The organism is Thalassospira lohafexi (assembly GCF_002844275.1).
GTDB lineage: Bacteria > Pseudomonadota > Alphaproteobacteria > Rhodospirillales > Thalassospiraceae > Thalassospira > Thalassospira lohafexi.
Genome location: NZ_NXGX01000018.1, coordinates 1 through 16,499, shown reverse-complemented (window position 1 = coordinate 16,499; position 16,499 = coordinate 1). Strand labels below are relative to the sequence as shown.

The following is a 16,499-nucleotide window of genomic DNA, read 5'->3' as shown; positions in this document are numbered from 1 at the left end:
CCAAGATCCTCGAGTAATTTTTAGGATTTTGCACGATTGAGTGCTTGATCTTGGATGTGCGGGCGGATATAAACCGCCCGCACACCCTGCCGCCCGGGCAGGGATGAGCCAGAAAGAAGATAAGCTTTTCAACTTTCTGTCGATCTTGTAGGAGTGTAGCTCAGTTGGTAGAGCATCGGTCTCCAAAACCGAGTGCCGGGGGTTCGAGTCCCTCCTCTCCTGCCAATTTTTCCGGGTCGTGAAACAAAGTATTAGAAAGCGGTGTAACCCCAACAATGGCAAAAACGTCGCCAGCACAATTCGTACAGCAGGTCCGCACCGAGGCAAAAAAGGTCTCGTGGCCGTCCCGTAAGGAAACGACCGTTTCAACCATTATGGTTTTCGTGATGGTTGCTCTTGCGTCTGTTTTCTTCTTTGTTGTCGATCAGCTCCTCGCATGGGGTGTTAAGCTGGTCTTTGGTGTTGGGGGTTAAGCACATGGCGCATCACTGGTACGTGCTTCACGTTCATTCTGGTTTTGAGAAAAAGGTCGCCCAGTCGATCCGCGAGCAGTCCATCAAGAAAGGTCTTGAGGGCGAGATTCTCGAGGTTCTGGTTCCGACTGAAGAGATTGTTGAGATGCGTCGCGGCGCAAAGGTCAATTCCGAGCGGAAATTTTTCCCGGGGTATGTCCTGCTGAAGATGGATCTCACTGACGAAAGCTGGCATCTGGTCAAAAACACCGCCAAGGTCACCGATTTTCTCGGTAGCCGTGGCAAGCCGATGCCGATTTCCGAAAAGGAAGCTCAGCACATCCTGCATCAGGTTCAGGAAGGTGTTGATCGTCCGAAGCCGACCATCTCGTTCGAGGTTGGCGAGGAAGTCCGTGTTTCCGACGGTCCGTTTGCATCGTTTAACGGTATCGTCGAAGGAGTTGATGAAGAACGTTCACGCCTTAAGGTGTCTGTTTCGATCTTCGGTCGTTCAACTCCGGTCGAGCTGGAATATACCCAGGTCGAGAAGCTCTAAGAAAAAACGATCTTGTAAATTGAAGTCGCTGCTTGTATACGCAGGCAGCTTTTAAAGCGCGGGAGGTCAGCCATGACCGTACCGCGCGCTTCTGTAAGAGGTACTCTAATGGCGAAAAAAATCGACGGCTATCTTAAGCTGCAGATTCCCGCCGGCAAAGCCAATCCGTCACCGCCCGTCGGTCCGGCTCTTGGTCAGCGCGGCGTGAATATCATGGAATTCTGCAAGGCGTTCAACGCAGCGACCCAGCAGATGGAACCAGGGATGCCGATTCCGGTCGTCATCACCGTTTATTCCGACCGTTCATTCAGCTTTGTCACCAAAACCCCGCCGGCATCCTACTTCCTGAAAAAGGCAGCAGGCATTGCCAAAGGTTCCGGGACCACCGGTAAAGGTTTTGTTGGTAAAGTGACCAAAGCACAGGTCAAAGAAATCGCAGAAGCCAAAATGGTTGACCTCAACGCATTTGACGTTGATGGCGCGATGGCAATGATCGAGGGCTCTGCCCGTGCGATGGGTCTTGAGGTTGTGGAGTAAGACGATGGCCAAGACTGGTAAACGCCTTGCCCAGGCCTATGAGGGCATCGACCGTAACACCCAGTACGAGCTGGCAGCTGCTGTCAAACTCGTCAAAGAAGGTGCAAAAGCAAAATTCGATGAAACCATCGAAATTGCCATGAACCTTGGTGTTGATCCGCGTCACGCTGACCAGATGGTCCGTGGTGTTGTTTCGCTTCCGCATGGTACCGGTAAAACCATGCGCGTCGCCGTCTTCGCAAAAGACGCCAAAGCAGAAGAAGCCCTTAAAGCTGGTGCAGACACTGTTGGCGCTGAAGACCTGATGGAAGCAATGCAGAAAGGCGATCTGAACTATGATCGCGTTATTGCAACCCCGGACATGATGGCTGTTGTCGGTCGTCTCGGTAAGGTACTTGGCCCACGCGGCCTGATGCCGAACCCGAAACTCGGCACTGTTACCATGGATGTTGCGACCGCCGTTTCCGATGCAAAAGCTGGCCAGGTTCAGTTCCGTGCAGAGAAAACCGGTATCGTACATGCAGGTATCGGCAAGGCTTCGTTCAGCGAAGAACAGATCCTTGAGAATGCAAAAGCATTCTTTGGTGCGATTGTTAAAGCGAAACCGGCTGGCGCAAAAGGTATCTACCTTCAGCGTGCGGCGATCAGCTCCACCATGGGTGCTGGCGTCAAATTGTCGATCCCTGACATCGCGTCTAAATAAGAAATTCTCGAATTCTGACCGATCCCAAGGGGTCGGTCAGGACCGGAGAGGGTGGTTATAGCCCTCTCTACCTGTCTGTCCCAGACTGCAGGTGAGTGACATTCGTTGCTCTTAATCTCCTGCATAGGCAGAGGTTCCGGTTCTTAGTTTTCCCCGTATGGGGCATCACAAAAGGCTTGGACATCTGGCAAACGGACGGGCGTCACAGACCGGTTCGAAAGGACTGGTCGCGTCTGTGAACCTCCTTGTGGGGTTCAGGGCAAAAAGCAACGTCGGAGACTAAAAGTGAACCGCGATGAAAAACAACAGTTCGTAGCAGAAATGCGCGAAGTGTTCGAAGCTGCGGAAGGTCTGGTCGTTACCCAGTATAAAGGGTTGACGGTCGCAGAAATTACCGCTCTTCGTGCACAGATGCGTGAATCTGGTGCGGGCTTCAAGGTCACCAAAAACCGGCTTACGCGACTTGCTCTGGAAGGCACCAAATTTGCTGGTCTTGCAGATTACTTCACCGGCCCGACCGCGATTGGCTATTCAGCCGATCCGGCCGCAGTCGCAAAAGTAGCTGCGAAGTTCGCAAAATCCAATGACAAGCTTGTTCTTGTTGCTGGTGCTATCGGCGAACAGGTTCTGAACGAACAGGGCATCAAAGCTCTGGCAGAACTGCCGTCGCTGGACGAACTCCGTGCGAAAATGGTTGGTATGATCCAGACCCCGGCACAGCGTATCGCTACGCTGACTTCCAAGCCGGCTGGACAGATCGCCCAGGTGCTGAAGGCATACGCCGACAAAGGCGAAGCCGCGTAAACCAATTATCCAAGATATCTGATGATATCCAAGTTCAAGCCTAGGAGTTATACACATGGCCGATCTTAAGGCACTCGTTGAAGAGCTTTCCAAGCTCACCGTTATCGAAGCTGCAGAACTTTCCAAAATGCTCGAAGAAGAGTGGGGCGTTTCTGCTGCTGCTCCGGTTGCTGTTGCTGCTGCTGGCGGCGCTGCTGCTGAAGCCGCTGAAGAACAGACCGAATTTGACGTCGTTCTGACTGCTGCTGGTGACAAGAAAATCAACGTCATCAAAGAAGTCCGCGCAATCACCGGTCTTGGCCTCAAAGAAGCCAAAGAACTCGTTGAAAGTGCTCCGAAAGCCGTCAAAGAAGGCGCTTCGAAGGACGAAGCTGAAGAAATCAAGAAGAAGCTTGAAGAAGCTGGCGCTTCCGTCGAACTTAAATAATCGACGGCTTCTTGCCAAGGTCTGGGTCGGCGTCCTTTGGGCGCCGACCCATCCGTCTCTGTGCTCCGGGCAATTGTGTTACGGCTGATGCAGCGACGCGAACAGGAATTTAACGGTTGACGCTGCCAAAGGTAATCGTACATAACGGTAGGCTGTTTAGGTCAAAGGTTATCTTTGACGGCGTCGACAGCCGAGGGATCAGTGATCTCATTCAAGTTGGATGTCACATAACATCCACGGTCATAATCAAGTGAACGCCCGCCCCGTACGGGGCTCGGGCGTCGTTGTGCTGTATGCGTTTTGCGCAAGTCGGAAACGCAGCATTACAAAGACGAACGAGTTCGGACGGTGTGGGGAGGCGCGATTAAAGGAACGATGATGGATAAGTCCTTTACTGGTCGAAAGCGCATCCGCAAAAGCTTTGGACGGATCAGCGAAGTCGCTCCGCTCCCGAACCTCATTGAGGTTCAAAAGAATTCCTACGATAAGTTTTTGCAGACCGGGACCCCGCAGGAGCAGCGGGACGATGCAGGTCTTCAGGAAGTTTTCAAGAGCGTCTTTCCGATTAAAGATTTTTCGGAACGCGCAACTCTTGAATTCGTTTCGTACGAGCTTGAGCAGCCGAAATACGATACCGAAGAGTGTCGCCAGCGAGGCATGACTTTTGCCGCACCGCTGCGTGTAACACTGCGCCTGGTTGTCTGGGATATCGACGAAGACACGGGTGCCCGTTCTATTCGTGATATCAAAGAGCAAGACGTGTATATGGGCGACATGCCGCTCATGACGTTGCACGGTACTTTTATCGTCAACGGCACCGAGCGTGTAATCGTCTCACAGATGCACCGCTCGCCGGGCGTCTTCTTTGACCATGACAAAGGGAAGAGCCACAGCTCAGGCAAATATCTGTTTGCTGCGCGTGTCATTCCTTACCGTGGTTCGTGGCTCGATTTTGAATTCGACGCAAAAGACGTTCTTTACGTCCGTATCGACCGTCGCCGCAAACTGCCGGCGACCACGTTGCTTATGGCTCTTGAAAATGAAGAGTCCGAGAAGCTGCGTGCACAGCGTGCCGAAGAAGGGCGCTCTGTCGATCCGTCGGAAATCGAAGGCCTCACCCCGGAAGAGATTCTCAACTATTACTATGAGTCGGCAGAATACCGCCGCACCAAAGATGGTTGGGTAACCGATTTCAATGCCGAGCGTTACATCGGTCAGAAGCTGGTTCACGATCTTGTTGATGCCAAAAGCGGCGAAGTTGTCGCAGCGGCTGGTTCAAAAATCACCAAGCGTTCGTCGGTTAAAATCACCGAAACCGGTGTCAAACAGATCCTCGTGCCAGAAGAGCAGCTTAACGGCTGGTTCATGGCAGACGACCTGATTGATGGCGAAACCGGTGAAATTCTGGCAGAAGCCGGTCACGAACTGACAGAAGAAGTGTTCGAGCAGCTCAAGGAATGGAATGTCAATTCCGTTCGCTTGTTGATGATCGATCACAACAATGTCGGTGCGTATCTGCGTAACACCGTTGCACTCGACAAAAACAGCAATCGCGAAGAAGCCCTTGTGGACATCTATCGCGTGATGCGTCCTGGCGAGCCGCCAACCCTTGAGGGTGCGGAAGCGATGTTCAAGGGCCTGTTCTTTGACTCAGAGCGTTATGATCTGTCGGCCGTTGGCCGTGTGAAGATGAATGCGCGTCTGAACCTGGAATGCCCGGATACGGTTCGTATCCTGCGTCGCGAAGACATTCTGGAAGTCGTCCGTGTTCTGATCGACCTGAAAGATGGTCGTGGCGAGATTGACGATATTGACCACCTTGGTAACCGTCGCCTGCGTTCGGTTGGCGAGCTGATGGAAAACCAGTTCCGTGTTGGCCTTCTGCGTATGGAACGTGCGATCCGCGAGCGTATGAGCTCGGTCGAGATCGACAACGTCATGCCGCATGACCTGATCAACGCGAAACCGGTTGCAGCAGCTGTTCGTGAATTCTTCGGCTCTTCGCAGCTGTCGCAGTTCATGGATCAGACCAACCCGCTTTCGGAAATCACCCACAAACGTCGTCTTTCGGCGCTTGGACCAGGTGGTTTGACCCGTGAGCGTGCAGGCTTTGAAGTTCGTGACGTTCATCCGACCCACTATGGTCGTATCTGCCCGGTTGAAACGCCGGAAGGTCCGAACATTGGTCTGATCAACTCACTGGCAACCTTTGCCCGTGTCAACCAGTACGGCTTCATCGAAAGCCCGTATCGTAAGGTTGCCGACGGCAATGTGACAGCAGAGGTTATTTACCTCTCGGCGATCGAAGAAGGTCGTTATGTTATCGCACAGGCCAACGAACCGTTGACCGAAGGCTTTAACTTTGCCAACGAACTGATCAACACCCGTAAAGCCGGTGACCACTATATGGCCCGCTCCGAAGAGATCGACCTTATGGACGTCTCGCCGAAGCAGCTGGTGTCAGTCGCATCCGCGCTCATTCCGTTCCTTGAGAACGATGACGCGAACCGCGCACTGATGGGCTCGAACATGCAGCGTCAAGCGGTTCCGTTGATCCGTTCTGAAGCACCGTATGTCGGGACCGGTATGGAAGTTCCGGTGGCACGTGATTCGGGTGCAACTCTGATCGCACGCCGTGATGGTGTTGTTGAATCTGTTGATGCGACCCGTATGGTGATCCGGGCCACTGGTGACATTGCTGCATCGGCGTCGGGTGTCGATATTTACACCCTGCTGAAGTATCAGCGTTCCAACCAGGGCAGCTGCATTAACCAGCGTCCGCTGGTGAAAGTTGGCGATGTCGTTGAAAAAGGCGACATCATTTCGGATGGTCCGTGTACCGATATGGGTGAACTTGCCCTTGGCCGTAACGTGCTTGTCGCGTTTATGCCTTGGAATGGTTACAACTTTGAGGATTCCATCCTTCTGTCCGAACGTATTGCACGTGATGACGTTTATACCTCGATCCATATCGAGGAATTCGAAGTCATGGCGCGTGATACCAAACTTGGTCAGGAAGAAATCACCCGTGATATTCCGAACGTCGGTGAAGAAGCCCTTAAAAACCTCGATGAGGCGGGCATTGTTTACATCGGTGCGGAAATCAAACCGGGCGATATCCTTGTCGGTAAGGTAACGCCAAAAGGCGAAAGCCCGATGACGCCGGAAGAAAAACTTCTGCGTGCCATCTTTGGTGAAAAAGCATCCGATGTTCGCGATACGTCGCTGCGTGTCCCGCCGGGACAGTTCGGTACCATTGTTGAAGTCCGCGTGTTCTCACGTCGTGGCGTAGACAAGGACGAACGTGCTCTGGCAATCGAACGTTCGGAAATCGAACGTCTCGCACAGGACCGTGATGACGAACGTGCCATTCTTGAGCGCAACTTCTATGGCCGTCTGAAAAATCTTCTGCTTGGTCAGACGATTGTTGATGGTCCGAAGGGCCTTGATGGCGCAATCACCGAAGACAGCCTTTCGGGTGTTGCACGTGGTTTGTGGCGTCAGATTGCGGTTGCCGATGATGCGGTGATGTCTGACATCGAAGCGCTGAAAAAACAGTTCGAGGAATCGATCGCTGTTCTTCAGGCCCGTTTCGATGACAAAGTTGACAAACTGCAGGCTGGTGACGAATTGCCGCCGGGCGTGATGAAGATGGTTAAAGTCTTCGTTGCTGTTAAACGTAAAATGCAGCCGGGCGATAAGATGGCCGGCCGTCACGGGAACAAGGGTGTCGTATCGCGCATTATGCCGGTTGAAGACATGCCGCACCTCGAAGACGGTACGCCGGTCGATATCGTTCTGAACCCGCTTGGTGTTCCGTCGCGTATGAACGTCGGCCAGATCCTTGAAACCCACCTTGGTTGGGCGTCACGTGGTCTGGGCGAACAGATCGGCGAACTTGTCGATGCTGTTGCTGACGGTCGTGGCGAGATGGAAGACCTGCGTGGCAAGCTTAATGATGTCTACGAAGGCGAAGAATACATCGCTGGCATCAAAGAGCTGTCTGATGGTGAAGTCATCGAGCTTGGCAACAACCTGCGTCGCGGCGTCCCGATGGCCACTCCGGTCTTCGACGGTGCCCGTGAGCCCGATGTTGTTCGTATGCTTGAAAAAGCCGGCCTTGATGGTTCTGGCCAGGTTGACCTTTATGATGGTCGTACTGGTGAGAAATTCCATCGCAAGGTGACGGTTGGGTATATCTATATGCTCAAACTGCACCACTTGGTCGACGACAAGATCCACGCACGTTCGATTGGTCCGTACTCACTTGTTACCCAGCAGCCGCTGGGTGGTAAGGCGCAGTTCGGTGGCCAGCGTTTCGGGGAGATGGAAGTATGGGCACTCGAAGCTTACGGTGCTGCTTACACCCTTCAGGAAATGCTTACGGTCAAGTCGGATGACGTTTCGGGCCGTACCAAGGTTTACGAAGCCATCGTTCGTGGTGAAGACACCTTTGAGGCCGGTATTCCGGAGTCGTTTAACGTTCTCGTTAAAGAACTCCGTTCGCTTGGTCTCAATGTTGAGCTTGAGCAGAACGACTTTTAAGTGTTTGGCGCGTCGGGCTGTCCATAAGGGCAGCCCGGCCGCCATTACGCATCTTTCGGCCTGAAATTGGCGAAACCCGGCGAGACCGGGCATAGCGGGAGAGCCTTTATGAACGAGTTGATGAAGATCTTCGGGCAGCCGCAGGGCACCCAGAGCTTCGATCAGATCCGGATTCAGATTGCCAGCCCGGAGCGTATCCGCTCCTGGTCATTTGGTGAAATCAAGAAACCGGAGACCATCAACTACCGGACCTTTAAGCCGGAACGCGACGGTTTGTTCTGTGCGCGCATTTTTGGTCCGGTGAAGGATTACGAATGCTTGTGCGGCAAGTACAAGCGTATGAAATACCGTGGCATTATCTGTGAGAAGTGCGGCGTCGAAGTGACCTTGGCCAAAGTACGTCGTGAACGTATGGGCCACATTGAACTGGCGGCACCTGTTGCCCACATCTGGTTCATGAAGTCGCTGCCGAGCCGTCTTGGTTTGCTGCTCGACATGACGCTCAAGGATCTTGAGCGCATTCTGTATTTCGAGAACTATGTGGTGATCGAACCGGGCCTTACCCCGCTTAAAATGGGTGAGCTCCTGTCCGAAGACCAGTATATGACAGCCCAGGAAGAATATGGCGAAGACAGCTTCCGTGCCGGTATCGGTGCAGAAGCCATCCGCGATATGCTTGCGGCTATCGATCTTGATGAAGAACGCGAAACCGCGAAAATCGACCTCAAGGAAACCAATTCCGAAGCCAAACGCAAAAAGCTGGTCAAGCGTCTTAAGCTGATCGAAGCCTTCCAGGAATCTGGTGCGCGCCCGGAATGGATGATCCTTGAAGTTATTCCGGTTATCCCGCCAGAATTGCGTCCGCTGGTACCGCTTGATGGTGGCCGCTTCGCAACGTCTGATTTGAACGACCTTTACCGTCGTGTCATCAACCGTAACAACCGTCTGAAGCGCCTGATCGAGCTTCGTGCGCCTGATATCATCGTGCGTAACGAAAAACGTATGCTTCAGGAATCGGTTGATGCGCTGTTTGACAACGGTCGTCGTGGTCGTCCGATCACCGGTGCCAACAAGCGTCCGCTCAAATCGATGTCGGACATGCTTAAAGGTAAGCAGGGTCGTTTCCGTCAGAACCTTTTGGGTAAACGCGTCGACTATTCCGGTCGTTCTGTGATTACCGTGGGTCCGAACCTGAAACTTCATCAGTGCGGCCTGCCAAAGAAAATGGCGCTCGAACTGTTCAAGCCGTTCGTTTACGCGAAGCTGGAACTGTACGGGATGGCAACCACCATCAAAGCTGCAAAGCGTATGGTGGAAAAAGAGCGTGCCGAAGTTTGGGATATCCTTGAACAGGTTATCCGCGAACACCCGGTCATGCTGAACCGCGCACCGACCCTTCACCGTCTTGGTATTCAGGCGTTCGAGCCTACCTTGATTGAAGGTAAGGCCATCCAGTTGCATCCGCTCGTTTGTACGGCCTTCAACGCCGACTTCGACGGTGACCAAATGGCTGTTCACGTGCCGCTGTCGCTTGAAGCGCAGCTTGAAGCACGTACCTTGATGATGTCGACCAACAACATCCTGTCACCGGCGTCGGGTAAACCGATTATCGTGCCGTCCCAGGATATTGTCCTTGGTCTTTATTACATCTCGATGGAACGCGACGGTCAGCCGGGCGAGGGCATGTCCTTTGTCAATATCGCTGAAATCGAACAGGCGCTTGATGCCGGTTTCGTAAACCTGCATTCGAAAATCAATGCACGTTACAAAACGGTTGATGAAAACAATGAACCGATCACGGTTCGTGTTGCAACGACCGCTGGTCGTATGTTGTTGTCTGAACTGTTGCCGCGTCATCCGCGCATTCCGTTCTCGACCATCAACAAGTTGCTGACCAAAAAAGACGTCTCGAATGTTATCGATGTCGTTTACCGTCACTGTGGCCAGAAAGAGACTGTTATCTTTGCTGACCGCATGATGGGCCTTGGTTTCAACTGGGCATGTAAAGCCGGTATTTCGTTTGGTAAGGATGACATGATCATTCCTGAAGCCAAGGAAGTTCTGGTGGGCGCAACCCACGACAAGGTCAAAGAATACGAACAGCAGTACCAGGATGGTCTCATCACCCGTGGTGAGAAATACAACAAAGTTGTTGATGCCTGGTCGCAGTGTACCGATGACGTTTCCGAAGAGATGATGAAAGTCATCTCGGCAACGGCCGAAGGCGATAATGTGAACTCGGTTTACATGATGGCCCACTCCGGTGCCCGTGGTTCTGCCGCCCAGATGCGTCAGCTGGCTGCTATGCGCGGCCTGATGGCAAAGCCGGATGGCTCGATCATTGAAACGCCGATTATTTCGAACTTTAAAGAAGGCCTGACCGTGCAGGAGTACTTCAACTCCACTCACGGTGCCCGTAAGGGTCTGGCTGATACCGCATTGAAAACGGCGAACTCGGGTTACCTTACCCGTCGTCTTGTTGACGTCGCACAGGATTGCATCATCACTCAGCATGATTGCGAAACTGCACGTGGCCTCGATATCGCTGCGGTTGTCGATTCTGGCGAAGTCATCGAAACGCTTTCGGATCGTATTCTGGGTCGTTTCACCGCTGACGAGATTGTTAACCCGTCAACCGGCGAAATCATCGTCCCGAAAAACGCGATGGTCGAAGAAGACCATCTTGATGTGATCGAGAAAGCCGGTGTTGAAACCGCGCGTATCCGTTCTGTCCTGACCTGTGATGCCGAAACCGGCGTTTGCGGCCATTGTTATGGTCGTGACCTGGCACGTGGTACCACGGTCAACATCGGTGAAGCTGTTGGTGTTATTGCCGCACAGTCGATCGGTGAGCCGGGTACACAGCTGACCATGCGTACGTTCCACATTGGTGGTGCGGCACAGCGTGGTGCAGAGGTTTCCGGGGTTGAAGCAAACTTCGATGCGACGGTTAAACTGAAAAACCGTGCAGTCGTTGAGAACTCAAGCGGCGTCAAAATCGTTATGGCGCGTAACCTTGAGATTCTGCTGATCGACAAAACCGGACGCGAGCGTGCGAAATACCGCGTGCCATATGGTGCGAAACTGCTTGCTGATGAAGGCGATCAGATCGTTCGCGGCCAGAAACTGGCTGAGTGGGATCCGTACACGCTTCCGATCATCACCGAGAAAGAAGGGTATGTTAACTACGTCGATCTTCTTGAAAACGTAACCATTCGCGAAGTCTATGACGAAGCGACCGGTATTGCGGCCAAGACGGTTATCGACTGGAAAAGCATGCCCAAGGCGTCTGACCTTAAGCCGCGCGTTACCCTGCGTAACGAAAACGGTGAGGTCATCAACCTGGATAACGGTCTTGAAGCCCGTTACTTCCTGTCGGTTGACGCTATTCTCTCGATCGAGAACGGTCAGAAAGTTAACGCTGGTGACGTGCTTGCACGTATCCCGCGTGAAGGTTCGAAGACCCGTGACATCACCGGTGGTCTGCCGCGTGTTGCCGAGCTGTTCGAGGCCCGTAAACCGAAAGAACACGCGATTATCTCGGACATTCCGGGCCGCGTCGAATTCGGCAAGGACTATAAGAACAAGCGTCGCGTCGTCGTGCATCCGCTCGAAGACTCGGGTCTGACCGAACCGGTTGAATACATGATCCCGAAAGGCAAACATCTTGCCGTTCAGGAAGGGGACTTCGTCGAAAAAGGCGATCAGCTCCTTGATGGTTCGCCGGTTCCGCATGATATCTTGCGTGTTATGGGCGTACCTGCACTGGCAGATTACCTGGTCAACGAAATCCAGGAAGTTTACCGTCTGCAGGGCGTTAAGATTAACGACAAACACATCGAAGTCATTGTGCGTCAGATGCTTCAGAAAGTGGAAATCACCAAAACCGGTGACACCACGCTTCTGGTTGGCGAGATCATTGACCGCGTTGATTTTGATACCGAAAACGAACGTGCCGTCAAAGAAGGTGGCGAGCTGGCCGAAGGTGCTCCGGTCCTTCAGGGGATCACCAAGGCTTCGCTCCAGACGCATTCCTTCATCTCGGCCGCGTCGTTCCAGGAAACCACGCGCGTTCTTACCGAAGCAGCTGTTTCGGGCAAAACCGATACGCTTATCGGTTTGAAAGAGAACGTTATCGTGGGTCGTTTGATCCCGGCTGGTACCGGTGCGGTGATGAACCGTTTCCGTGCATTGGCTGCCGAACGCGACAAAACGGTACAGATCGAGGCAGAAGAAGAAATCGGCGACAACTTTGGCCCGCAGGCCGATGCCGATACGACTTCACTGCCGGCAGGCGAATAACATCGTCGCGCCAATACGTTAAAGAATCAGAGGCGAACCGGAAATCTTATCGACGCACCGGTTCGTCTCGGCGTTTGAAGCGCCAACTCGAAGGCCTTGAGGGTTTTGCTTGACGCAAAAGGGGGCCGTCACTAGTATGCGCCCACCAAATCACGGGGGGTGTAACTGTGTCGGTGCCGTTTTGTGCGGTAGCGGGCGGTTTTGCCCCCCATCGCTTGAGTGCGACTCTGACGGCCGTCGAGGCAGGAATTCCTGCTTTTATGGGCGTCCGCGCGTGTTTTTGTACTTTGTGCAAAGACGCGCGGTCGCTCGTCGTGCGTCGATATGAGCAACGCCCTAGTGGCGTCCGTTGTAGTAAAAGGGAAAGTTAATGCCCACTATTAACCAGTTGATCCGCAAAAAGCGGACACCGCGCACCCAGCGCGATATGGTTCCGGCACTGGAAGCATGCCCGCAGAAACGCGGCGTTTGCACTCGTGTTTACACCACTACCCCGAAGAAGCCGAACTCGGCACTTCGTAAAGTTGCCCGTGTTCGTTTGACCAACGGCTACGAAGTAACGTCTTACATTCCGGGCGAAGGCCATAACCTTCAGGAACACTCTGTCGTGATGATTCGCGGCGGCCGTGTGAAGGATTTGCCGGGCGTTCGTTACCACATTATTCGCGGTACCCTCGATACACAGGGTGTCAAAGACCGTAAACAGCGTCGTTCGAAATACGGCGCGAAGCGTCCGAAATAAGGAGCAGCTCAGATGTCACGTCGTCACGCTGCTGAAAAGCGCGAAGTATTACCTGACGCCAAATACGGCGATAAGGTTCTCACTAAATTCATGAATGGTCTGATGCTCGACGGTAAAAAATCCGCCGCTGAGAAGATCGTTTATGGTGCCCTGGAAGTCATCGAAGGCAAGGGTTCCGACCCTGTGTCGCAGTTCCATGAAGCCATGGACAACGTGAAGCCGAACGTCGAAGTACGTTCGCGTCGTGTTGGTGGTGCTACTTACCAGGTTCCGGTTGAAGTTCGTACCGAACGTCGTCAGGCACTGGCCATTCGTTGGCTGGTTGACGCTGCTCGCAAGCGTTCCGAAACGACCATGGTCGGTCGTCTCGCCGGTGAACTGATGGACGCTGCGAACAACCGTGGTTCGGCCGTCAAGAAACGCGAAGACACCCATCGTATGGCCGAAGCCAATAAGGCTTTCGCTCATTATCGCTGGTAATCTAGACCTTAGGATCAAGAGTCGATTATGGTAAAACGCACTCCGATCTCTCGGTATCGTAACATCGGCATCATGGCACACATTGATGCGGGTAAAACGACGACTACCGAGCGAATCCTTTTCTACACCGGAAAATCCTACAAGATCGGCGAAGTCCACGACGGCGCCGCAACGATGGATTGGATGGAGCAGGAACAGGAACGTGGCATTACGATTACGTCTGCTGCGACGACCTGCTTCTGGAAAGACAACCGCATTAACATCATTGATACCCCGGGCCACGTTGACTTCACGATTGAAGTTGAACGTTCGCTCCGTGTTCTCGATGGTGCATGTGCTGTGTTTGACGCCGTTTCCGGCGTCGAGCCCCAGACCGAAACCGTATGGCGCCAGGCTGACAAGTACCACGTTCCGCGTATGTGCTTTGTCAACAAAATGGACCGTACCGGTGCTGACTTCTTCCGTTGTGTCCAGATGATGAAAGATCGTCTCGGTGCTAATGTTGCTGTCATGCAGCTGCCGATTGGTTCCGAAATGGAATTCGAAGGTGTTGTCGATTTGGTCAAAAACCAGGAAGTCGTCTGGAAAGACGAAAACCTGGGTGCAGAATTCGAATATCGCGATATTCGTGATTCGCTCAAAGACCAGGCTGCAGAATATCGTGAAGCCCTGATTGAGCAGGCGATCGATTTCGATGAAGCCGCGATGGAAGCATACCTTGAAGGCGAAATCCCGTCTGAGGAGCTTCTCAAGAAGTGCCTCCGTAAAGGGACGCTTAAAGGTGCACTGGTTCCTGTTCTTTGCGGGACCGCGTTCAAGAACAAAGGCGTTCAGCCGCTTCTTGATGCTGTTATCGATTACATGCCAGCACCAGATGACATCGACGATGTTCGCGGCGTTAAGCCGAACACCGAAGATGAGCCTGATTCACGTCCGCTGAACGACGATGCGCCGTTCTCGGGTCTTGCGTTCAAAATCATGAGTGACCCGTTTGTCGGTTCGCTTACCTTTGTGCGTATCTATTCGGGTGTTCTCGAAGCCGGTTCTTATGTTCTGAACTCTGTTAAAGAGAAAAAAGAACGTATCGGCCGTATGCTTCTTATGCATTCGAATAACCGTGAAGAAATCAAATACGCATGCTCGGGCGACATCGTTGCTCTGGTTGGCATGAAGGATACCACCACTGGTGATACCCTTTGTGACCCGGCCAAGCCGATCATCCTTGAGCGTATGGAATTCCCGGATCCAGTTATCGAAATCGCTGTAGAGCCGAAATCGAAAGCCGACCAGGAAAAAATGGGTCTTGCTCTTGCGCGTCTTGCGCAGGAAGATCCGTCATTCCGCGTCAAATCAGACCACGAATCCGGCCAGACCATCATTTCGGGTATGGGCGAGCTTCACCTCGACATTCTTGTCGATCGTATGAAGCGTGAATTCAAAGTCGAAGCGAACATTGGTGCGCCGCAGGTTGCATACCGTGAAACGATCTCGAAAGAGATCGACGTTGACTACACCCACAAAAAACAGTCGGGTGGTTCGGGTCAGTTCGCGCGTATCAAACTTACCTTTACGCCGGGTGAACCGGGTACGGGCTTCAACTTCACTGATAGTGTTGTTGGCGGTAACGTTCCTAAAGAATACATCCCGGGTGTTGCCAAAGGTCTCGAAAGCTCGCTTCAGAGCGGCGTGATCGCAGGCTTCCCGGTTACCGACTTGTCGATCAAGCTGACCGACGGTGCCTACCACGATGTTGACTCGAGCGTCATGGCCTTCGAAATCGCAGCACGCGCTGCGTTCAAAGAAGGTCTTCAGAAAGCTTCACCGAAGCTGCTTGAGCCGATCATGAAAGTCGAGGTAGTTACCCCGGAAGACTATATGGGCGACATCATTGGCGATCTGAACAGCCGTCGCGGTCAGGTCCGTGACATGGACTCCCGTGGTATTGCGCGCGTTGTTAACGCGTTCGTTCCGCTGGCGAACATGTTCGGTTACGTCAACACGCTGCGCTCCATGTCTCAGGGCCGTGCCCAGTTCGTGATGCAGTTCGATCATTATGCTGACGTTCCGCAAGCAGTTGCTGAAGAAGTCAAAGCCAAATCGGCCGGCTAAGGCCCAAGCCAGAATAAACGGAGTTAGTAATGGCTAAAGAAAAGTTTGCCCGTACAAAACCGCACGTCAACATCGGCACCATCGGCCACGTTGACCACGGCAAAACCACGCTGACCGCAGCGATCACCAAAGTTCTCGCAGAGAGCGGCGGCGCATCGTTCCAGGATTACAGCATGATCGACAAAGCACCGGAAGAGAAAGCTCGTGGTATCACGATCTCGACCGCGCACGTCGAATATGAAACTGCAAACCGTCACTATGCCCACGTCGATTGCCCGGGCCACGCCGATTATGTGAAAAACATGATCACCGGTGCGGCTCAGATGGACGGTGGTATTCTTGTTGTGTCGGCAGCAGACGGCCCGATGCCCCAGACCCGTGAGCACATCCTGCTTGCCCGTCAGGTTGGTGTCCCGGCGCTTGTTGTCTTCATGAACAAAGTTGACCAGGTCGATGACGAAGAGCTCCTTGAGCTCGTCGAAATGGAAATCCGTGAGCTTCTGTCGTCCTACGACTTCCCGGGCGACGACATTCCGATCATCAAGGGCTCGGCTCTTGCTGCATTGGAAGGCAAGAATGACGAAATTGGCAAGAATGCTATCCTCGAACTGATGGCAGCTGTTGATGAGTACATTCCTGCTCCGGAACGTCCGAAGGATCGTCCGTTCCTGATGCCGATCGAGGACGTGTTCTCGATTTCGGGTCGTGGTACGGTTGTGACCGGTCGTGTTGAAACCGGTATCGTTAAAGTTGGCGAAGAGATTGAAATCGTCGGCGTTAAAGACACCGTTAAAACCATCGTTACCGGCGTTGAAATGTTCCGCAAGCTGCTCGATCAGGGT

12 protein-coding genes and 1 tRNA gene are annotated in these 16,499 nt (G+C 53.2%); all 13 read left to right on the top strand.

Annotated features, from left to right (window positions below; translation table 11 throughout):
* The first annotated feature begins 149 nt into the window (after positions 1–149).
* Positions 150–225 (top strand) — tRNA-Trp (locus tag COO92_RS21875).
* A gap of 50 nt (positions 226–275) precedes the next feature.
* The gene (gene secE, locus COO92_RS21870; RefSeq protein WP_022734396.1) at positions 276–473 is read left to right on the top strand and encodes a preprotein translocase subunit SecE; all 198 of its coding nucleotides are present in this window, start codon (positions 276–278) and stop codon (positions 471–473) included.
* Between the two features lie 4 nt (positions 474–477).
* Positions 478–1,008 carry a transcription termination/antitermination protein NusG gene (gene nusG / locus COO92_RS21865; RefSeq protein WP_022734395.1) on the top strand — a complete coding sequence of 177 codons (531 nt, stop codon included), beginning with the start codon at positions 478–480 and terminating at the stop codon, positions 1,006–1,008.
* A 108-nt stretch (positions 1,009–1,116) separates the two neighbouring features.
* Complete coding sequence (gene rplK, locus COO92_RS21860; RefSeq protein ID WP_022734394.1) at positions 1,117–1,545, top strand: 50S ribosomal protein L11; 429 nt, start codon at positions 1,117–1,119, stop codon at positions 1,543–1,545.
* A 4-nt stretch (positions 1,546–1,549) separates the two neighbouring features.
* The gene (gene rplA, locus COO92_RS21855) at positions 1,550–2,248 is read left to right on the top strand and encodes a 50S ribosomal protein L1 (protein WP_022734393.1); all 699 of its coding nucleotides are present in this window, start codon (positions 1,550–1,552) and stop codon (positions 2,246–2,248) included.
* Positions 2,249–2,533: 285 nt separating this feature from the next.
* The gene (rplJ, locus tag COO92_RS21850; RefSeq protein WP_101305049.1) at positions 2,534–3,052 is read left to right on the top strand and encodes a 50S ribosomal protein L10; all 519 of its coding nucleotides are present in this window, start codon (positions 2,534–2,536) and stop codon (positions 3,050–3,052) included.
* 55 nt (positions 3,053–3,107) lie between these two features.
* Positions 3,108–3,479, top strand: a complete 372-nt coding sequence (gene rplL, locus COO92_RS21845; RefSeq protein WP_022734391.1) for a 50S ribosomal protein L7/L12 — start codon at positions 3,108–3,110, stop codon at positions 3,477–3,479.
* A 378-nt stretch (positions 3,480–3,857) separates the two neighbouring features.
* Positions 3,858–8,024: a DNA-directed RNA polymerase subunit beta gene (rpoB, locus tag COO92_RS21840; protein WP_022734390.1), complete on the top strand. Its 4,167-nt coding sequence runs from the start codon at positions 3,858–3,860 to the stop codon at positions 8,022–8,024.
* A 108-nt stretch (positions 8,025–8,132) separates the two neighbouring features.
* Entirely contained in the window at positions 8,133–12,326 is a 4,194-nt protein-coding gene (gene rpoC, locus COO92_RS21835) for a DNA-directed RNA polymerase subunit beta' (RefSeq protein WP_101305048.1), read from the top strand.
* 370 nt (positions 12,327–12,696) lie between these two features.
* Positions 12,697–13,068, top strand: coding sequence for a 30S ribosomal protein S12 (gene rpsL / locus COO92_RS21830; protein ID WP_008892339.1), 372 nt, complete (start codon positions 12,697–12,699; stop codon positions 13,066–13,068).
* 12 nt (positions 13,069–13,080) lie between these two features.
* Positions 13,081–13,548: a 30S ribosomal protein S7 gene (rpsG, locus tag COO92_RS21825; protein ID WP_022734388.1), complete on the top strand. Its 468-nt coding sequence runs from the start codon at positions 13,081–13,083 to the stop codon at positions 13,546–13,548.
* Positions 13,549–13,575: 27 nt separating this feature from the next.
* Positions 13,576–15,657, top strand: a complete 2,082-nt coding sequence (fusA, locus tag COO92_RS21820; protein ID WP_101305047.1) for an elongation factor G — start codon at positions 13,576–13,578, stop codon at positions 15,655–15,657.
* Between the two features lie 29 nt (positions 15,658–15,686).
* On the top strand, positions 15,687–16,499 hold an 813-nt coding region (locus tag COO92_RS21815; RefSeq protein ID WP_101304361.1), incomplete at its 3' end, for an elongation factor Tu.